This is a genomic window from Paractinoplanes bogorensis, assembly GCF_018829635.1.
GTDB lineage: Bacteria > Actinomycetota > Actinomycetes > Mycobacteriales > Micromonosporaceae > Actinoplanes > Actinoplanes bogorensis.
In genome coordinates, this window is the sequence record NZ_JAHKKG010000012.1 from 36,353 (window position 1) to 55,524 (window position 19,172).

General features: G+C 71.1%; 18 protein-coding genes and 1 pseudogene. 13 read left to right on the forward strand and 6 right to left on the reverse strand.

The genetic code is table 11. The annotated features are described in order from the left end of the window. Positions 1 to 18 precede the first annotated feature (18 nt). The 4 genes and pseudogenes from KOI35_RS34135 to KOI35_RS49420 all read left to right on the forward strand — a co-directional run. Complete coding sequence (locus KOI35_RS34135; protein ID WP_308121278.1) at positions 19 to 2,187, forward strand: RecQ family ATP-dependent DNA helicase; 2,169 nt, start codon at positions 19 to 21, stop codon at positions 2,185 to 2,187. 290 nt (positions 2,188 to 2,477) lie between these two features. Next, a complete protein-coding gene (locus KOI35_RS34140; RefSeq protein WP_184953800.1) occupies positions 2,478 to 2,783 on the forward strand; it encodes a metal-sensitive transcriptional regulator in 306 nt (101 codons plus the stop codon). A gap of 18 nt (positions 2,784 to 2,801) precedes the next feature. Further along, positions 2,802 to 3,014, forward strand: a complete 213-nt coding sequence (locus KOI35_RS34145) for a heavy-metal-associated domain-containing protein (RefSeq protein ID WP_215792834.1) — start codon at positions 2,802 to 2,804, stop codon at positions 3,012 to 3,014. A 253-nt stretch (positions 3,015 to 3,267) separates the two neighbouring features. Further along, positions 3,268 to 3,912: pseudogene (locus tag KOI35_RS49420) on the forward strand (DUF8832 domain-containing protein); the annotation flags it as partial. On the opposite strand, the gene KOI35_RS34155 reads toward KOI35_RS49420, so the two are convergent. After that, positions 3,832 to 5,103: a class I SAM-dependent methyltransferase gene (locus KOI35_RS34155; RefSeq protein WP_246614240.1), complete on the reverse strand. Its 1,272-nt coding sequence runs from the start codon at positions 5,101 to 5,103 to the stop codon at positions 3,832 to 3,834. The pseudogene KOI35_RS49420 and the gene KOI35_RS34155 sit on opposite strands and share 81 nt — an antisense overlap. Positions 5,104 to 5,280: 177 nt before the next feature. Between KOI35_RS34155 and KOI35_RS34160 the strand changes: the two genes are divergently transcribed. Then, positions 5,281 to 5,940 (forward strand): biliverdin-producing heme oxygenase, encoded by a 660-nt coding sequence (locus tag KOI35_RS34160; RefSeq protein WP_215792835.1) that lies wholly within the window; start codon positions 5,281 to 5,283, stop codon positions 5,938 to 5,940. Beyond that, positions 5,937 to 6,236, forward strand: a complete 300-nt coding sequence (locus KOI35_RS34165; protein ID WP_215792836.1) for a DUF2470 domain-containing protein — start codon at positions 5,937 to 5,939, stop codon at positions 6,234 to 6,236. Before KOI35_RS34160 ends, KOI35_RS34165 begins: the two co-directional genes overlap by 4 nt. 60 nt (positions 6,237 to 6,296) lie before the next feature. Here the strand turns inward: KOI35_RS34165 and KOI35_RS34170 are convergent, their stop codons facing one another. The 4 genes from KOI35_RS34170 to KOI35_RS34185 form a co-directional block, all read right to left on the reverse strand. Beyond that, positions 6,297 to 8,081, reverse strand: a complete 1,785-nt coding sequence (locus tag KOI35_RS34170; protein WP_215792837.1) for a DEAD/DEAH box helicase — start codon at positions 8,079 to 8,081, stop codon at positions 6,297 to 6,299. A gap of 264 nt (positions 8,082 to 8,345) precedes the next feature. Continuing rightward, positions 8,346 to 8,570, reverse strand: a complete 225-nt coding sequence (locus tag KOI35_RS34175; protein WP_215792838.1) for a DUF3107 domain-containing protein — start codon at positions 8,568 to 8,570, stop codon at positions 8,346 to 8,348. 38 nt (positions 8,571 to 8,608) lie between these two features. Further along, on the reverse strand, positions 8,609 to 9,268 hold the full coding sequence (locus KOI35_RS34180) for a TetR/AcrR family transcriptional regulator (RefSeq protein ID WP_215792839.1): 660 nt from the start codon (positions 9,266 to 9,268) through the stop codon (positions 8,609 to 8,611). A 387-nt stretch (positions 9,269 to 9,655) separates the two neighbouring features. Continuing rightward, positions 9,656 to 9,904 (reverse strand): hypothetical protein, encoded by a 249-nt coding sequence (locus tag KOI35_RS34185; protein WP_215792840.1) that lies wholly within the window; start codon positions 9,902 to 9,904, stop codon positions 9,656 to 9,658. Positions 9,905 to 10,265: 361 nt separating this feature from the next. Here KOI35_RS34185 and KOI35_RS34190 point away from each other — a divergent pair, with 361 nt between their 5' ends. From KOI35_RS34190 to KOI35_RS34220, 7 genes are all read left to right on the forward strand, one after another. Then, positions 10,266 to 12,044: a Daple gene (locus KOI35_RS34190; protein ID WP_215792841.1), complete on the forward strand. Its 1,779-nt coding sequence runs from the start codon at positions 10,266 to 10,268 to the stop codon at positions 12,042 to 12,044. Then, the gene (locus KOI35_RS34195) at positions 12,041 to 13,003 is read left to right on the forward strand and encodes an alpha/beta fold hydrolase (protein WP_215792842.1); all 963 of its coding nucleotides are present in this window, start codon (positions 12,041 to 12,043) and stop codon (positions 13,001 to 13,003) included. Before KOI35_RS34190 ends, KOI35_RS34195 begins: the two co-directional genes overlap by 4 nt. A gap of 63 nt (positions 13,004 to 13,066) precedes the next feature. Continuing rightward, positions 13,067 to 13,939 (forward strand): DUF3152 domain-containing protein, encoded by an 873-nt coding sequence (locus KOI35_RS34200; protein ID WP_215792843.1) that lies wholly within the window; start codon positions 13,067 to 13,069, stop codon positions 13,937 to 13,939. Positions 13,940 to 14,056: 117 nt separating this feature from the next. Then, positions 14,057 to 15,238 carry an adenylyltransferase/sulfurtransferase MoeZ gene (moeZ, locus tag KOI35_RS34205; protein WP_215792844.1) on the forward strand — a complete coding sequence of 394 codons (1,182 nt, stop codon included), beginning with the start codon at positions 14,057 to 14,059 and terminating at the stop codon, positions 15,236 to 15,238. Between the two features lie 95 nt (positions 15,239 to 15,333). Next, entirely contained in the window at positions 15,334 to 16,140 is an 807-nt protein-coding gene (locus tag KOI35_RS34210) for a prenyltransferase/squalene oxidase repeat-containing protein (protein ID WP_215792845.1), read from the forward strand. Between the two features lie 250 nt (positions 16,141 to 16,390). Then, entirely contained in the window at positions 16,391 to 16,906 is a 516-nt protein-coding gene (locus KOI35_RS34215; RefSeq protein ID WP_215792846.1) for a hypothetical protein, read from the forward strand. 246 nt (positions 16,907 to 17,152) lie between these two features. Further along, positions 17,153 to 17,914 carry a hypothetical protein gene (locus KOI35_RS34220; protein WP_215792847.1) on the forward strand — a complete coding sequence of 254 codons (762 nt, stop codon included), beginning with the start codon at positions 17,153 to 17,155 and terminating at the stop codon, positions 17,912 to 17,914. Positions 17,915 to 17,916: 2 nt separating this feature from the next. On the opposite strand, the gene KOI35_RS34225 is transcribed toward KOI35_RS34220, so the two are convergent. Beyond that, complete coding sequence (locus tag KOI35_RS34225; RefSeq protein ID WP_215792848.1) at positions 17,917 to 19,164, reverse strand: glutamate-5-semialdehyde dehydrogenase; 1,248 nt, start codon at positions 19,162 to 19,164, stop codon at positions 17,917 to 17,919. Positions 19,165 to 19,172 lie beyond the last annotated feature (8 nt).

A 19,172-nucleotide genomic window follows, 5' to 3' on the forward strand; every position in this document is an offset into this window, starting at 1 on the left:
GGCTGATAGACATGCCGGGTGACCGAGACGCCAGCAACCACCCCAGCCGAGCCAGGCACCTCAGCCGAGCGGGCCGCCGTGCGCGAGCGGGCCGAGGCGGTGCTGCGGCGGCTCGCCGGTGACCACGCGGTGCTCCGCGAGGATCAGTGGCGGGCGATCGAGGCGCTCACCGTCGACCGGCGCCGCGTGCTGTGTGTGCAGCGCACGGGCTGGGGCAAGTCGGCCGTCTACTTCGTGGCGACCGCGCTGCTGCGTCAGGGCGCCACCGGCGAGCGTCCGTCCGGCCCGACCGTCATCGTGTCCCCGCTGCTCGCCCTGATGCGCAACCAGGTCGACGCCGCCGCCCGCGCCGGCATCACGGCCCGCACGATCAATTCGGCCAACCTCGACGAGTGGTCCGAGATCGAGCACGAGATCCGGGCCGGCGAGGTCGACGTCCTGCTGATCAGCCCCGAGCGGCTCAACAACCCCGACTTCCGCGACAACGTGCTGCCCGGTCTTGCCGCCGAGACCGGCCTGCTCGTGGTCGACGAGGCGCACTGCGTCTCCGACTGGGGTCACGATTTCCGGCCCGACTATCGGCGGCTGCGCATCTTCCTGGCCGGGCTCCCGGGCCGCACCCCGGTGCTCGCCACCACCGCGACGGCCAACGCCCGCGTGACCGCCGACGTGGCCGACCAGTTGGGCGACGCGCTGGTGCTCCGCGGCCCGCTCGATCGTGACTCGTTGCGCCTGGCCGTGCTCGACCTGCCGACTCCGGCCCAGCGGCTGGCCTGGCTCGCCGATCACCTCGACCGGCTGCCCGGCTCCGGCATCATCTACACCCTCACCGTGGCCGCGGCCACCGAGACCGCCGACTTCCTGCGTGGCCGCGGCTTCCCGGTGGCGTCCTACACCGGCCAGGTCGAGGATGCCGAGCGCCGGACCGCCGAGCAGGACCTGCTGGACAACAAGATCAAGGCCTTGGTGGCCACGTCCGCGCTCGGCATGGGTTTCGACAAGCCCGACCTCGGCTTCGTCGTGCACCTCGGCGCTCCGCCCTCCCCGATCGCGTATTACCAGCAGGTCGGCCGCGCGGGCCGGGCCGTCGAGCACGCCGAGGTCGTGCTGCTGCCCGGCGCCGAGGATGCGGCGATCTGGCGCTACTTCGCTTCGCTGGCGTTCCCGCCCGAAGATCAGGTGCGCTCGGTGCTGGCCAACCTGTGGCCCGACCGGCCGACGTCCACCCAGGCCCTCGAACCGCTGGTCGACCTGCGCCGCGCCCGCCTCGAGATGATGCTCAAGGTGCTCGACGTCGACGGTGCCGTGCGCCGGGCCCGGGGCGGCTGGCTCGCCACCGGCGAGCCCTGGACGTATGACACGGCCCGGCTGCGCCGCGTCGCCGAGGCGCGGGCCGAGGAACAGAAGACCATGATCGGATACGCGTCCACGGGCGCCTGCCGCATGGAGTTCCTCCGCCGCTGTCTCGACGACCCCGAGGCCAAGCCGTGCGGGCGCTGCGACAACTGCGCCGGCCCGCTGTTCGACGCCGAGGTGTCGGCCTCCGCGCTTGCCGCCGCCGATGCGTTCCTGGGCCACCCGGGCGTGGTGGTCGCTCCGAAGAAGATGTGGCCGACCGGTCTGGCCGCTGTCGGCGTCAGCCTCAAGGGCAAGATCGCCGCCACCGAACAGATCGAGCCCGGTCGGGCCGTGGGCCGGCTCTCCGACCTGGGCTGGGGCAGCCGTCTGCGCGGCGTGGCCGGTCCCGAGTCGGCCGACGCCCCGATCCCCGACGATCTGGCCGCCGCCGTGGTCGAGATCCTCAAGGACTGGGCGCACGGCGACGACGCCTGGTCGCAGCGCCCGGCCGCGGTCGTCGCCGTCCCGTCGACCCGTCATCCCGAGCTGATCAGCTCGCTGGCCGCTCACATCGCGAAGATCGGCCGGCTGCCACTGCTCGGCTCGATCGAGGCGACCACCCACGCCGACGACGAGGGCCGCGGCAACAGCGCCCAGCGCGTCCGCGTGCTGCACGATGCGTTCACCGTCCCGGCCGACGTCAAAGCCGAGCTGCCCGCCCTCACCGGCCCGGTGCTGCTCATCGACGACCTGGTCGACTCCGGCTGGACCATGACCCTGGCCGGCCGAGCCCTGCGCCGAGCGGGCGCCGCCGCAGTCCTGCCGTTAGCGCTGGCCGTCGCGGGCTGACCGCGGCGCGGGCTGTTGTGCGGGCCGATGGCGGCGCGGGTCGCTGAGCGTCGGCCGCCAAGCGTCGGCCGGCGGGGCACCGGGCCGCCGTCTCGTCGGGCGTGGGCCACCGGCCGCGGGTCGCGGGTCGCGGGTCGGTCGCTGAGCGTGGGTGATTGGGCGTCGGGGTGATCGAGCGCGACTGCTGACCGCCGGGGTTGCGGGCCGCCGGGCGCCGGGTGCTGGAACGGCGAGCCGCCAACGCTCGGGGCGAGGGGTGGCGGGATACGGGTAGGGGGTATGCTGGCGTCATGTCCGATGAGTCGACGCCGCAGCATGGTCCGCACGGCTATTCGGGAGACAAGGCGGCACTGCTCGGGCGCCTCCGGCGTATCGAGGGGCAGATTCGCGGTCTCCAGCGGATGGTCGACGAGGACACGTACTGCATCGATGTCCTGACGCAGATCTCGGCCGCCAAGAGTGCTCTCCAAGCGGTCGCGGTCGGCCTGCTCGAGGATCACCTGGCCCACTGCGTCGTCGACGCGGCCCGCGCCGGGGATCCGACCGCCAAGGTCAAAGAGGCGTCCGACGCGATCGCCCGGCTCGTCCGTTCCTGAAGTGAAAGGCTTTCTGCGATGGCTGTGACCAGCACCTACACCGTGACCGGCATGACCTGTGGCCACTGCGTGCAAGCGGTGACCGGCGAACTGTCGGCCCTCCCGGGTGTGGACGCCGTGCAGATCGACCTCCCGACCGGCGCGGTCACCGTGACCAGCGAGGCCCCGCTCACCGACGAGGCTGTCCGCGCGGCGGTGGACGAGGCCGGCTACGAGCTCGCGAATGCCTGACGCGCCACCTCTGGAAAAGGAGACCCCGACGGGGGACCGCGCCGGGTTCCGGCTCGCCGCCTTCGGTGCGGTGCTCATCGTCGTACTGTTCGCCGGCTACGGGTTGGGGCGTTTGAACGAGTCGCCGGCTCCGACGGCAGCGGCGACGGCCGGCCCGACCGCCATGCCCGGCATGGTCATGGACGAGAGCCAGCCGCACGCCCACAACGCCGACGGCACCTCCGTGCAGTCCGGCGCGGCCACCCCGATGGCGATGGGGGCGGCCGTCGGCGGGCTGTCGCTCAGCTCGGGCGGGCTGACCCTGGTTCCCGAGACCACCAGCTTCACCGCGGGCAAGGCGCAGCGGCTCACCTTCCGGGTCACGGGAGCGGGCGGGGCGCCGGTGACCACGTACGCGGTCGTGCACGACAAACCGCTGCACCTGATCGTCGTCCGGCGCGACCTGACCGGGTTCCAGCATCTGCACCCGACCATGGCGGCCGACGGCACCTGGGGCATCGACCTCACGCTGGCCCAGCCGGGGATCTATCGCATGGTGGCCGACTTCACCGCGATCGTCGGCGGGCAGCAGATCGCCACCACGCTGGGCGGCGACCTGACCGTGGCCGGCGACTACACGCCCGTCGCCCTGCCGGCCGCCCAGCGCACCGACAAATCGTCCGGCTTCACCGTCGCGTACGAGGGAACGCCTGATACCAAAGCCACCCAGCCGGTGCTCGTCAGCGTCACCGGGGCCGACGGACGGCCGGCCAAGCTCGACCCCTATCTGGGCACGTTCGGGCACCTGGTCGTGATGCGCGAGGGTGACGTCGCCTACCTACACGTCCACCCCGAGACGACGCTGGTCGACGGCAAGGTGAAGTTCTGGCTGACCGCTCCGAGCAGCGGCAACTACCGCATGTTCTTCGACTTCCAGGTGGCCGGCCAGGTCCACACCGCGGCCTGGAGCCTGACGGTCGAGTAGGGAAGCGAGCGCGGGAGTGACGCCCCACTCGGACGTGAGCGCCTCGTACTCCGCCCGCTGGGCCGAGGTGGGCGCGGCCGAGGTGTGCCGGGCGCGCAGCAGCAGGTTGCGCGGGGTGTGGGCCGAGTCGATGAACTCGACCACCTCGACCTTGTAGCCGTTCAGCCGGAGCAGCGCCGCCCGCAGCGAGTCGGTCAGCACGTCGGCGAAACGCTCGCGCATGATCGCGTGCCGGGTCAGTTCGCCGAACGGGGCGGGCGCCGGACGGCCCTTGAGCTGGGCGGCGATGTCGTGGTGGCAGCAAGGCGCGGCCAGCACCCATTCCGCGTTCCAGTCGACGGCCCGGGCCAGCGCCTGGTCGGTGGCCGTGTCACAGGCGTGCAGGGCCAGCACCAGGTCGGGCGCGAACGGCAGTTGAGCGTCTTCGATCGTGCCGGCCACGAAGGTCACGTCGTCGGCGCAGCCGAGGGAGGCGGCGACGGCGGTGTTGCGTACGCGCTGATCCTCCCGGACGTCGACCCCCACGACCTGGACCGACGTGCCCAGCCCGGCCAGGTAGCGGTAGGCGGCGAACGTCAGGTACGCGTTTCCGCAGCCCAGGTCGACCACCCGCAACGTCGGCGGAAGCTCGCGGGGCAGCGTGGCCGCGAGGGCGCGCAGGAAGGCGTCGATCTGCCGCCGTTTGGCCGCGTTGCCGCCGATCACGTCGAAGAGCGGATCGCCCGGGTCAAGCAGCCACTGCTTCTGGCGATCATGGGCGGAAGATCCAGAAGAAGCCGCAGCAGCAGCCCGGTGCACCTGAGCGTCACCCTTCTTGGTGACACGCAGTTGCAGCGTCACCGACGTCGTCTCGACGTGCCAGTTGCCGAACGGCAGGGCCAGCAGCTCATCGGCCGCAGCCGCCGCCTCGGCTCCCGGGGCGACGTTGCGGGTGAACGGCCGCGACCCGTCGTCCGTCACGATCTGCAACCGCGGGCCACCCTTGAGTGTCACCGGCCGCAACTCGGCCCTGGTCACCGGCGCGGTGAGGCCGCGACGACGGCCGGCCGCCACGGCACGGGTCAGATCGGGGCCCAGCAGGAGTTCCCGGACCTCGGCCAACGCGGTTTCGAGCGATTGCGGCATCCCTCCATTCTGCCGCGCCCGGAAAAAGTCGACGAACACGCCGAGTGCGCCGAGAGGGGAAACGAACGCCGCGTATGATCCCGGCCCACGGCAGATGTGCACGCGGAGTGAGGACCGCCGTCAGCGCCGAGTGGATCTATAAGTAGGCTGATGGGCCGGGAGCGAGGTGCCTTGCCGATGTCGTTGATGGCCGTTCCGCCGGGGGCCGACCGGCTGTCCGTCCGTGTGCGCCGCAACACTGTCGGCGACCATGACGCGGCCCAGCGCAGCGGTTTCCTCGACGCGCTCGCGGCCGGCCGGCTGCCCTGGGAGGCCTACGCCGACCTGACCGCGCAGCACTGGTTCATCTACGAGGCCCTCGAGTCGGCCGCCACCACGATGGCCGACGATCCGGTGGTCGGCACGTTCCTGTTCCCCGAGTTGCGCCGGCTTCCGTCGCTCGAGGCCGACCTGCGTTACCTGTACGGGCCGAGATGGGCCGACCACCTCTTCGCGTTGCCCAGCACCACCACGTACTGCACACGCCTGCGTCACGTGGCCCACCTGGCCGCCACGGGTTTCGTCGCCCACCAATACACGCGCTACATCGGCGACCTCTCCGGCGGCCAATATCTGGGCCCCGCGATAGCCCAGTCCTACGGCCTGCCCGCCGCCGACGGCCACCGCTTCTTCCTGTTCAACGGCGTCGACCCGCGCGCCTTCAAAGATCACTACCGGGCCCTGCTCGACTCGGTGCCCTGGTCGCCGCACGAGCAGGAGGAGTTCATCACCGAGGTCGCCGAGGCCTACCGGCTGAACATCGGCGTGCTGACCGAGCTGCAGAGGCGATGGGGATGACCGATCCGTTTCCGCCCGAGGTGGTCGACGAGATCGCCCGGCACATGAACGGCGACCACACCGACAACATGGTGCTGATCGTGCGCGCACTCGGCGGCATGCCGACGGCGACCGCGGCCCGCATGTCCGGCCTGGACGCCGACGCGATGGAGTTCAAGGCGGTCGTCAACGGCATCGAGGTGCCGGTCCGCGTCCCGTTCTCCGAGCGGCTGACCGAGCGCCGCCAGGTGCGGGCCGAGGCCGTCCGCATGTATCGCGACGCCTGCGCGGCCCTGGGCGTCGAGCCCCGCCACTGACACGCGAAAGCCCCTCGGTCTCAAGATCAAGACCAAGGGGCTTTCCCCGTACGCGGGCAATCAGGCGGTCGTGCCCACTCCGGCTTCCGATCCACCACTCATGTCGGCGGGCGCGGCGTCGTCCGAAGCGGACCCGGCCCCGCGGCTGCCCCGGCCACCCCGGCGCCGCCGGCGGCGAGGACGGTCGGCGCTGTCGTCATCGGACTCGCCGGCGTCATCGGCCGGGGCGTCGACCGCGTCGGTCTCGGCATCGGAGAACGTCGGCGCGGCCACCCGGCGGCGGCTGCGCGTGCGCGTGGTGCCGGCCGGACGCTCGCCCTCGTCGGGCGTGGACTCTTCGGTCGTGGTGACCGCGTCGGAGACCGGCGCCGCGTCGTCGGAGTCGACCCGCCGCCGGCGCCGCTGCCGCTTCGGCCGCTCGGTGTCGCTGCCGCTCTCGGACGAGGGCGGAGCCGAATCGGAGCCGCCGCGCGGGGAGCGCCCGCCCCGGCCGCGTCCGCCGCCACCGGTCTCGCGCCGGCGACGGCCGCCGCCCAGGTCTTCCTCGACCTCGGCGGACAGCCCGGCCCGGCTGCGGTCGGCCGTCGGCAGGGTGCCCGAGATGTCGGTCGGGATGTCCAGGTCGCTGTAGAGCGCCGGGCTCGTGTGGTAGGTCTCGGGCGGCTGCGGCATGCTCAGGCCCATCGACTTGTCGATAAGGACCCAGCGCGGCATGTCCTCCCAGTCGACGAAGGTGACGGCGACGCCGGTGGCGCCCGCCCGGCCGGTGCGGCCGATGCGGTGCGTGTAGGTCTCGGGGTCTTCCGGGCAGTCGTAGTTGATCACGTGCGTGACGCCGGAGACGTCGAGGCCGCGAGCCGCGACATCGGTGGCCACGAGCACGTCGATCTTGCCGCTGCGGAACGCCCGCAGGGCCCGCTCGCGAGCGCCCTGGTTGAGGTCGCCGTGCACGGCCGCGACGGCGAAGCCCCGGAAGTCGAGGTCTTCGGCCAGGCGGTCGGCCGCCCGCTTGGTGCGGGTGAAGATCATGGTGAGGCCCCGGCCGCGCGCCTGCAGGATGCGGGCCACCATCTCGACCTTGTTGAGCGGGTGGGTGCGGTAGACGACCTGCTTGGTCAGCGGCGACGGACCGCTGTCGGCCGTGTGGCCGGCGTGGATCGTCACCGGGGTGCGCAGGAAGCGGCGGGACAGGGCGACGATCGGGTCGGGCATGGTCGCCGAGAACAGCATGGTCTGCCGCTGCTCGGGGATCATCGCCAGGATCTTTTCCACGTCGTCGAGGAAGCCCAGGTCGAGCATGCGGTCGGCCTCGTCGAGCACGAGCGTGCGGATGGAGTCGAGCTTGAGCTGCTTCTGCTTGGCCAGGTCGAGCAGGCGGCCGGGCGTGCCGACCAGGATCTCGACGCCCTTCTTGAGCGCGTCGACCTGGGGCTCGTAGGCCACGCCGCCATAGATCGGCAGGACGCGGACGCCCCGGGTGCTGCCCGCGGCGGCCAGGTCGCGGGCCACCTGCAGGCCCAGCTCACGGGTGGGAACGACGATGAGCGCCTGCGGCTTGCCGTCGGCGCCCTCGGACGGGGCCTGCACCCGCTCGAGCATCGGCAGGCCGAAGCCCAGCGTCTTGCCCGTGCCGGTGGGGGCCTGGCCGATCAGGTCGGTGCCGCGCAGCGCGATCGGCAGCGCGTATTCCTGGATGGCGAAGGCGTGGGTGATGCCGGCCTTGGCCAGCGCCTCCACGGTCTCGGCGCGGACACCCAGCTCGGCAAAGGTGGGGCTGTCCGGACGGACCGGTGCGCGGCTGGTGACCGGCACAAGTGCGGGTTCGGTGATCTCGATCTCGGTCATGAAGTTTTACGGGTGCCTCTCGTGGTGCGCCCGTTGAAAGTCTGGGGCGCGGTGTGGATAGGGCGCGGGCCACACGCTGCTGAGCTAACAAGCAGCGGGCCGCACGCGCGGGTCACCGCGGCGATCGGTAGAGATCGACGTCGACGGCAACAGGGCAAGTCTACCCGACCGGACGATCGTGCACCTCAGAGCGGACTTCGGAGGCCGAAGCACGCTGAAGGCGCCTCCGGGAACGAAGGCGCCTTCAGCGGGTGAAGAAATACTTCAGCGGGTGGTGAAACCGAACGGACGCGGGTTCGCGTCGGCAATCTCCACATACGCCACCTTGGAGATCGGGATGATCACCTTGCGGCCCTTCTCATCGGTGAGCGACAGCACGCTGTCCTTGGCCATCGCCTCGGTCACGGCCTGCTCGACCTCCGCCGGGGTCTGAGCGCTCTCGAGCACCAGCTCACGCGGCGTGTGCAGCACGCCGATCTTGACCTCCACGGGGCCCCTCCTTTTCGCGGGTCTTACCGCTGGCAAGGCTATCCGATTTCGGCCGGAGTGCCGCCGGATGCGCCACCCTGGAGCGGGAAGCTGGCTATCCCGCGCCAGATCAGCGCAGCTACGAGCGCTTCGGCTTCAGCTTTAGGCGTACGCCGTCCGTTGGTCAGCCAGAACTGGGCCGACTGTCCGGCCGCCCCGACGAGACCCGAGGCGAGCAGTTCGGCGGCGTCGGAACTGAGGCTGGTGTCCGAGATGATGGTGTCGGTGACGGCGGCGATACAGCCCACCTCGACCCGTTCGACCCGCTGACGCACCTGCGGGTCGTTGCGCAGGTCGCTCTCGAAGACGAGCCGGAACGCCTCGCTCTCGTGATCCATGAAGTCGAAGTACGCCCGTACGGCGCCCTTGACCCGCTCCTTGTTGTCGGAGGTGGCCAGCATGGCGTCGCGCACCTTGGCGATTATCGCGTCGCAGTGGGTGTCGAGCAGTGCCAGGTAGAGCTCCAGCTTGCCCGGGAAATGCTGGTAGAGCACGGGCTTGGAGACGCCGGCACGTTCGGCGATGTCGTCCATCGCCGCGGCGTGGTAGCCGTGCGCGACGAAGACCTGCTGAGCGGCCGCCAGCAACTGCTTACGACGCGCGGATCGGGGCAGACGGGTGGGACGGGCCGTCTGAGCTCCGCCGGACGCAGCGGTCATGTCTCTCGAACCTCCAGCGGGTCGTACCCCGTTTGCCGGCGCGGATTGCCCGTATCGGCGAGTGTTGCTCCTTCGCAGCAATTGTCGCGACGCTGCAACTTATCGCCACTGCAAGCACACGGTAGCCTCAGCGGGGGCGAGCGAGGAGCACGCGGTGGATGAATCAGGGCATTCCGGAGACACCGGAGCCGCGGACAGCGGCAACGGTGCCGATTCGCGTGAGCGCTCTCGGGTGAACGGCTGGGCGACATCGGACAGCCCCTGGTCCTATCAGGGGACAGGGGTCGAGACCGAGGGTGACGTGCCCTCCTGGCGCCGTTCGGGGGCCGAGACCCGCTCGTTTCCGCGTAATCCGGCATTTCCCTCATCGGCCATTCCCGCCTCCGCTCAGCCCTCCGTGCGGCCCGCGTCCAGCATTCCGGCCCCGTCTCCGGCGCCCGCCCCGCCCGGCTTCGTCGACGCGAAACCGGGCAGCGAGATTCCCCCGTCCGTGGAGACTCTGCCCGGCGGCTCGCGCTGGGACAGGTCGCGCTTCTCCGAGCTGCTGAGCCCGCTCGCGCCGCAGCCACCCCGCCCCGCGGCCGAGCCCACGTCGCCGGCCCGCCCCGCCGTTGCCCGTGAGCCCGGCCTGGGCACGGGGGCCAACCGTGAGCCCGGCTTGGGTACGGGGGCCAACCGTGAGCCCGGTCTGGGCACGGGAGCCGGCTTGGGCTCGGGGGCCAACCGTGAGCCCGGTCTGGGTACTGGAGCTGGCTTGGGCGCGGTGGCTGGTCGGGAGCCCGGTCTGGGCACGGGATCGGGCCCGGGTGCGGTGGCCGGTCGTGAGCCTGGTCTGGGCACGGGGGCCAACCGTGAGCCTGGTCTGGGCACGGGGGCCAACCGTGAGCCTGGTCTGGGCACGGGGGCCAACCGTGAGCCTGGTCTGGGCACGGGAGGTCGTCGTGAGCCCGGTTTGAGCACGGGTGACCGTCGTGAACCGGGTAGTGGCAGTGGTCCCGTGCCGCTGCGGGCCTACGACGTCCCGACGCCGAACAGCGCCCCGCCTTACCCCTACGAGGGCGACCTCGACGACGAGACCCCACCGCCCCCGCCGCCGATCGTCCAGCAGCGCGCCGCCGTCCCGCTGGTGCGCCCGTCCACCCCCGGCGGCGGACGCCGGGCCGACTGGGGCACGGCCGAGCACACCACCACCGAGCCGGCCCGGCATGCGCTCAGCGGTGGCACCCCGATCCAGGGCGTGCCGCGGGTGCCGTCCGACCAGCCGGGCACGGTTCGCCCGGCCTACGACCCGTCGAGCTTCCCGCGCCGGCTGGCCTACGAGCCGCCGTCGCCCTACGAGCCGCAGAAGCCGTACGAGCCCTTGAAGCCGCCGTCGTCCTATGAGACCCCGCAGCCGTACGAGCCACCGGTCCCGACCCAGCCCTCGCCGGCTCCTTACTCGGGCTTCGGCCAGACCACCGCTCGACTCGGCCCAGCCGCCGAACCGGGCGGCCCCGGCCCGGCCAACGAGCCGAGCAGTCCCGGCTTCGGCTCCGCCAACGACCCGGGCCTGGGGCCGGCGAGCCGACCGAGTCATCCCGGCCTCGGACCCGTGACCCAGCCGGGCGTCGGCGCCGCGAGCCGGCCGAGCCACCCCGGCCTCGGACCGGTGAGTGAGTCGAGCGAGCCCAGCCACCCCGGTCTGCCCCAGCGGGTGCCCGCCCAGCCCGACGTGCCCAAGGGCGTGCCGGAGCCGCCGCTCGTGGAGGCCACCGCCGAGACCCCCGCGCTCGCCCGGATCGCCACCCACCTGCGTCGTGGTGACGTCCTGCCGGCGCAGGAACGGCAGGAAGGTTTCGACGTGCAGGCGATCCTGGCCGCGGTGCGCGAGGTCGACGGGGTGCGGGACGCCTCGCTGCGGTCCGCCCCGAACGGCGCGCACAGCCTGCGGCTCGACCTCGCCGAAGGCGCCGACCCGGCCGAGGTGAGCCGTCAGGTGGCCCGCCTCCTGCAAGACCGGATGGGTCTGGACGCGGCCATGCCCGGCGAGATCCCGGTGCCCGTCTCACCGTCCGGTCTGGTGCCGAGGGTGCGCAAGGCCGAGCCGATCTCGGCCCCGCCCGCCCAGTCGGCGTCGCTCGCCGACGTCATCGCCCCCGAGCGGGAGCGCGAGGCCAAGGAGCGGGAGGCGCGGGAGCGGGAGGCGGCCCGGGAACGCGAGACCCGCGAGGCCAAGGAGCGCGAGACCCGGGAACGGGAGGCGCGCGAACGTCACGTGGCCGCGGCCCGCCCGGCCGCCGTCCCCCTGGTCGACGAGTCGGCCGAGGTCGTACCGACCGGTGTCGAATGCGGAACGCCGCGCCCGCTCTATCCGAACGAGCACCCCGGCCCGCGCGTCGTGATCGAGAACGTGCACGTCAACACGTTCGGCTCGGACGCCACGGTGGAGGTCAAGCTCGGCGTCGGCACCCGTACGGCGTCCGGAACGGCCAGCGGGCCCGCGGTCGACGGCTATCTGCTGCGTCTGTGCGCGATGGCCACGGCGGGCGCGGTCGACGAGTTGCTGTCCGAGTCCGACCACCACCCGGACGGCCCGGCCCGGTGCTTCGTCGAGCACGCGGCCGCCGTCCCGTTCGGCGCCGCCCAGGTCGCAGTCGTCGTGCTGCTGCTCTCGTGCGGCGGCTGGGTCGAACAGCTGGCCGGCTCGGCCGTGGTCACCAGCGACGACCGGCACGCCATGGTGCGCGCCACTTTGGCGGCGGTGAACCGCCGGCTTGAGGCACTCTTGACTCGATGAGAGGCGCGAACCTGGCCGCCGACAGCGCATTGCTGCCGGAGGGCGAAGCACCGGCACCCTGGCCTGCACGGCGAGTCACCATCGGGGGAGCGATGCTCCACGTCCGGGACACGCCGGCCACCCGCCCCGACGCCGAACCGGCTCTCTACGTGCACGGTCTCGGCGGCTCGTCGCAGAACTTCACCGACTTCGCGGGACTGCTGGCCGACCGGTTCGACGCCCAGGCGGTCGACCTGCCCGGCTTCGGCTACAGCGATCCCAGTCCGCGTTACTCGATCCCGGCTTTCGCCAAGACGCTGATCGCCTATCTCGAGCACGACGGGCGAGGCCCGGTCCACCTGGTCGGCAATTCACTGGGCGGATCGATCGCGGTTCGGGTCGCCGGGCTGCGGCCTGACCTCGTACGGACGCTGACGTTGATCTCGCCGGCCATGCCGTTCCTCGACGTACGGCGTACGGCTCAGGCCCGTGCTCTGCCTCTGCTGGCGTTGCCCAAGGCCGATCGTGTGCTCGGGTGGGCCTTCGCCCGTCTGACCGCCGAGGAGATGGCCGAACAGGTGCTGGCCGCGTGTTTCGGCGACACCCGTAAGGTCACCCCGCAGCGGCGCGCCGAGGCGATGGAAGAGATCCGTCTGCGTTACACGGTCGCGCACTACCCGAAGGCGTACCTGGGAACGCTCCGGGGTCTTGTCTCGAGCTTCCTCCGGGCCTATCTGCCGGGCGAGAACTCGCAGTGGCGGCTGGCCGCCCGGGTGGAGGCGCCGACGCTGGTCGCCGGGGGTCTCAACGACAAGCTGGTCGACCCGCGGGTGCCCGCCGTGGTGGCCCGCGCGATCCCCGATTCCCGGCTGCTGATGCTGCCCGGCGTGGGGCATGTGGCCCAGATGGAGGTGCCGCGGGTGATCGCCCGCGCGGTGGTCGGCATGCTCGACGAGATCCGGTCCCCGGTCGGGGGATAGCGGATCTCACAAGATCCATTTGGGGCAGACATCGTTCACCGCCGTGTGCGACGCTGACCCACGATGATCGACGAAGTCACCGCTCCGCCCGCCGCGCCGCCGCCTGTCGGCCGCGATCAGTGGCGTAAGTGGTGGCTGGTGGCGTTCGCGCTGGTCATCCTGATCGCGGGCGGTTTCGCGGTGGGCCGCCGCATCCAGGAATCGGCCGCCCCGGCGCCCCCGGCCGTCGCCCCGTCTCCCTCGTTTTCGAGTGCGGCCCCGGTTCTGGAGAGCACGCCGACTCCGACGCCATCGAAGACCCCGGAGAAAACCACGCTGGTGTCCAGCCAGCTGCAGATGCCCGGCGGAGTGCCCGCGCACGGTTCCGGCCAGTTCACGTACGCCACCACGCGCAGCCCGGTCTTCGGCCGCAAGGGCGAGCTGCGCCGCTTCCGGGTGGCCGTCGAGAAGGGCAGCAACGAGGACGCGACCGACTTCGCCACCCAGGTCGCCGACACGCTGGGCGACCCGCGCAGCTGGATCGGCGGCGGCCAGGTGCGCCTGCAGATGGTGAGTGGCTCGGATCCGGCCGACTTCACCGTCTATCTCGCGACCCGGGACACCGCGGGGCAGATGTGCCTGCGGGGCGGCACGAACATCCGGATCGGCGGACGGCCGTACACGTCGTGCCGGACCACCGGCAAGGCGATCATCAACCTGGACCGGTGGCGGCGCTCGGCGACCCCGTTCGTGAGTGCCCGGGTATCCCTGCACACCTATCGGCAATACGTGATCAACCACGAGGTGGGTCACGAGCTCGGCCATCATCACGAGGGCTGTCCGAAGGCGGGCGGCCCGGCCCCGGTGATGGTGCAGCAGACCCTCACGCTGCGCGGCTGCAAGGCGTACGCGTGGCCGACCCGGAATGGGAAGATCTTCAGCGGCCCTTCTCTGTGAACGGCCTGGAAAATTCCCGTGTCCCGCATGTCGGGCCGGTGTCCAACGTCATGGCCGGTTGCCGTCGTCGCGAGTGACAATGGTGACCGATCCTTACCGTCAACCCGGGGAGTTAACGTGGCACTGCCCCCGCTCGTCGAGCCGGCCGCAGAGCTGACCGTCGATGAGATCCGCCGTTATTCGCGGCACCTGATCATCCCGGATGTCGGGATGGACGGCCAGAAGCGGCTGAAGAACTCGAAGGTCCTGGTCGTCGGCGCGGGCGGCCTCGGTTCGCCGGCGCTGCTCTACCTCGCCGCCGCCGGTGTGGGCACGCTCGGCATCGTCGACTTCGACACGGTCGACGAGTCCAACCTCCAGCGCCAGATCATCCACGGTGTCTCGGACATCGACCGGCCCAAGGCCGAGTCCGCCGCCGCGAGCATCGCCGAGGTCAACCCGCTGGTCAACGTGGTCATCCACAACACCGCGCTCGACCGCGACAACGTCAAAGAGCTGTTCAGCCAGTACGACCTGATCGTCGACGGCACCGACAACTTCGCGACGCGCTACATGGTCAACGACGCCGCGGTGCTGCTCGGAAAGCCGTACGTCTGGGGCTCGATCTACCGCTTCGACGGCCAGGCCTCGGTCTTCTGGGAGGAGCACGGTCCCTGCTACCGCTGCCTCTACCCGGAGCCCCCGCCGCCCGGCATGGTGCCGAGCTGCGCCGAGGGCGGCGTCCTGGGCGTGCTGTGCGCCTCGATCGGCTCGATCCAGGTCAACGAGGCGATCAAGCTGCTGACCGGCATCGGTGAGCCGCTCGTCGGCCGGCTGATGGTCTACGACGCCCTCGAGATGGAGTACCGCAAGATCAAGGTCCGCAAGGACCCGAACTGCGCGCTCTGCGGCGACAACCCGACCGTCACCGACCTGCTCGAGGACTACGAGGACTTCTGCGGCGCGGTCTCGGCCGAGGCCGAAGAGGCGACGCTCAACGCGACCATCACGGCCCGCGAGCTCAAGGACTGGCAGGACTCGGGCAAGGACCTGTTCCTGGTCGACGTCCGCGAGCCGGCCGAGTGGGAGATCAACCGGATCCCGGGCGCGACCCTGATCCCCAAGGGCGAGATCCTCTCGGGCGAGGCGCTGTCGCGCTTCCCGCAAGACCGTCAGATCGTGCTGCACTGCAAGTCGGGCGTGCGCTCGGCCGAGGCGCTGGCGGCGATCAAGGCGGCCGGCTTCAAGGATGCGGTGCACCTTCAGGGCGGCATCGTCTCGTGGGTCAACACGATCGACCCGTCGCAGCCTTCGTACTGATTGTCCGGGAATGTCACGCTGGGGAGTCGTCAAACGGTTCCCCAGCGTGACTTTCAAAGCAGCGCTTTCCCGGTACGAGTTGTAGCGTCACCGTCGTGGTAGACATCGACGCTGCGATCGGTTACGTCGTCGCGCACGGCGACCCCGTGGAGCGAGCACGTCTGTCATATCTGCGCACCGGTCACTCACCCGATCCGCTGGTGATCGGGCGCATCACGGCCGGGCAGTCCGAGGCCGGCGGCTGGCCCGCCTCGACCGACGGCCCCGTCGACTCGATCGACGCCACCTGCTTCCGCCTCAACGAGCTCGACGACCTCGGTGGCCTGCACGGCGACCCGGTCGACCGGGCCCTGGCCTGGCTGGCCAGCATCCAGCGGCGCGACGGCACCTGGCAGGAGGCCGCCGAGCTGGCCGCCGAGGCGCCCGCCTGGGCGATGCCGGGCGACCCCGAGGCCACCCTCTATCTCACCGCGGTCGCCGGGTTCTGGATGACGCTGGCCGAGTACGAGGCGCACCCGCACTTCGACGTGCCCGCCCGCTACGGCCACACGCTCGGTTCGGCCGCCGCCTGGGTGGTCGGCCGGCTCCACTCCGACGGCACGTGGCCGTCCTTCCTCGCGGCCGGCTGGCACGCGGCCGGGCTGCTCTACGGCCAGCAGTACTTCTACGAGTCGGCCCGGGTGCAGCTGGTGCTCGGCGACCGGCTGCCCGATATGACGCCGGCCGACATCGCCTCGATGGCCGCCGCGCTGCGCCGGGTCAACCTCGGCGACGACTGGCTGCTGCAGAGCGCTCGCAAGCGGCTCGGCGAGACCCAGCGCACCGACGGCGGCTGGGACAGCGCCGAGGGGCCCAACTTCGATGTGAACACGACGCTGACCGTGCTTCGGGCCTGTCGCTGATTGTCAACATCGGCAACCGATTTGCACCCTAATGGGGCTGATCAGCTACGGTCTGGCAACCCGGTCGACGCTACTCATAGTCACATTGGTTGTTGAGTCGCACGTCACAGCCAAGGCACAGTTCTCCCGAGCCCGACACCGGGTTCAGGCGAGGCGAAGATCCGCTGGGCGATGACACTGGTCGCCACAGTCCGGCGGGGAGTCAGTGGCGAAACCGGCGCCTTCATCTACATCGGAGGAAGCCGCCATCATGCGTAAGTCGACCAAGCGTGCCGCCGTCATCGTCGCCACCCTCGCCGTGACCGGCGCGGCCAGTGCCGCCTGGGCGTCGTGGCTGGCCAACGGCGAAGGCAACGCCTACGCCCAGGCCGACACGGCCAAGGAGCTCGTGATCACCGAGGCCATGACCGACGCCACCCTCTACCCGGGCGCGACCGGCGACTCCACGATCAAGATCGAGAACCCGAACAAGTACCCGGTCGAGGTCACCAAGGTCGTCTGGAACCAGTCGGACGGCGCCCAGGCCGTGAGCGTGCAGCCCGGCAGCCACTGCAACAACACCGGCATCTACTTCGGCGACTTCAGCCAGAACACGATCGGCAGCGGCGGTGTGCTCTCCGGCCTGTCGCTGAAGCTGGCCGCGGGCGAGACGAAGACCTTCACCCTGTCCAAGTCGATCCGCATGATCAACAACGTCGAGGACGGCTGCCAGGGCGCGAAGTTCGCCATCAAGGTCAAGGTGACCGGCGCCAGCGACGCCAGCTGACCCCCGCTGGGCGGCGCCCGGGTTTCCGCCCGGGTGTCGCCGGCTCGGGCCGCAGCGTGGCCGGCCCCACAGGCCCACCCACCACCGGGGCCCCCGTCCACCGGGCATTATGCCGGAATTCGGTGATCAAATCGGGCCGCTGTGGATGGCCTGTGGATAACGCTCGACTGTGGATAACGCGCAAAAACTCGGCGATGAGATCAGGATGGCTTCGCTGTCGTCGAACTACCAGGTGAGGAGGCTGCCGTGACACCGCGACGCTCGGCGTTGGTGCTGACGGGGGCCGGCCTCATCGGCGTGCTTCTTTTCGAACCGGCCGCCGCGATGGCCGCCTGGGACTCGTCGGTGAGCGACGCACCCGCGACCGCGGCGGCGATGGTGCTGCCGGCGATGCGGGCACCCCATGCGCGAGTGGTGGGGGAGTCGGTGCGAGTGCGCTGGTCCGATTTCACCGGCCCGGCCCTGCGGGGCTATCGCGTCACCCGCACCGATCTGGCGACGGGCACGACCGTGGACGCGGGGCGAGGATGCTCGGGCGTGATCACCCGGACGCGTTGCGCCGAAATCGGTGTGCCGGCCGGCCGCTGGGTCTACGCGGTGACGGCGCTCGTCGGTGACAACTGGCGTTCCGCAGCCGTCGAGGGCGCGCCGGTAACGATCGGCGAACCCACGCCACCACCGATGACCCCGACCGACCCCGCCACGCCGGCGCCGAGCCCGACAAAGACGCCCGCGCCGACGACGCCCGCGCCGACGACGTCCGCGCCGAGCCCGACGACGCCCGCGCCGGAACCCGGCCGGACAACGCCCGCCCCCGAACTTTCCTCTCCGGCCGGGTTGGTGGGCTCGACGCCGTCCGCCGAGCCCACCAACCCCACGGAGACGACCAGGCCGGCCCCGCAACCGACCACCAAGCACCCCACCCCGGAACCGACGGAGCCGGAGTCGCCCAAGCCGGACCTGGAGATCACGGCCGAGGCGACTCCGGCACCGTCACCGGAGTCGTAAGCTCACCGTCGAATGTGGCCGTTCCCGGTCACGACGTACTTGGTCGAGGTCAGCTCGGGCAGCCCCATCGGCCCCCGGGCGTGCAGCTTCTGCGTGCTGATCCCGATCTCGGCGCCGAACCCGAACTCGCCCCCGTCGGTGAACCGCGTCGACGCGTTCACCATCACCGCCGCCGCGTCGACCCGGGCCGTGAACCGCCGGGTCGCCGTCAGCGACTCGCTCACGATGGCCTCGGTGTGCCCGGTGCCGTAGCGGCGGATGTGGTCGAGCGCGTCGTCCAGCGAGTCGACGATCGCCACCGCGATGTCCGCCGACAGATATTCCTTGCCCCAGTCTTCGTCAACGGCCGGGACGACCGCCGAGTCGTACGCCACCACCTGCGGATCGCCGTGCACCGTCACCCCGGCGTCGGCCAATGCGGCCAGCACCAGCGGCAGGAACCGGTCGGCGATCGCCGCGTGCACCAGCAGCGACTCGGCCGTGTTGCAGGTGGACAGTCGCTGCGTCTTGGAGTTGACCGCCACGGCCAGGGCCTTCTCAAGGTCGGCGTCTTCGTCCACATAGACGTGACAGTTTCCGACCCCGGTCTCGATCACCGGCACGGTCGATTCCTCCACGACCGTACGGATGAGGGAAGCCCCGCCGCGGGGGATCAGAACGTCGACCAGGCCCCGGGCGCGCATCAGTTCTTTCACCGAGTCGCGCGTCGTCGCGTCGAGCAGCTGGATCGTGTCGGCCGGCAGACCGCTGTCGGCCACCGCTTTGCGCAACACCGACACGATCGCCGCGTTCGAGCTGAAGGCCGAACCGGACCCGCGCAGCAGCGCCGCGTTGCCCGACTTGAGGCAGATGCCGGCGGCGTCGGCGGTCACGTTGGGCCGGCCCTCGTAGATGATGCCGACCACGCCGAACGGCACCCGCACCTGGCGTAGCTCGAGCCCGTTGGCCAGCGTCGAACCGCGTACGACGTCACCCACCGGGTCGGGCAGCGCGGCCAGTTCGCGCAGCCCCTCGGCCATCGCCTCGACCCGGGCCGGGGTGAGGGCCAGCCGGTCGATCATCGCCTCGGTCAGGCCGCCGCTCCGCGCGTTGTTCACGTCGACCTCGTTGGCCGCGACGATGTCGGAGGAACGCTCGATCAGGCGGTCGGCCATGAGCAGCAGTGCCTTGTCCTTGTCGAGGCGCGTGGCCGCGGCGAGATCGATGGCGGCCACACGCGCGTCGGCGGCCTGCTGGAGGACGGTCGTCATGACGTAAT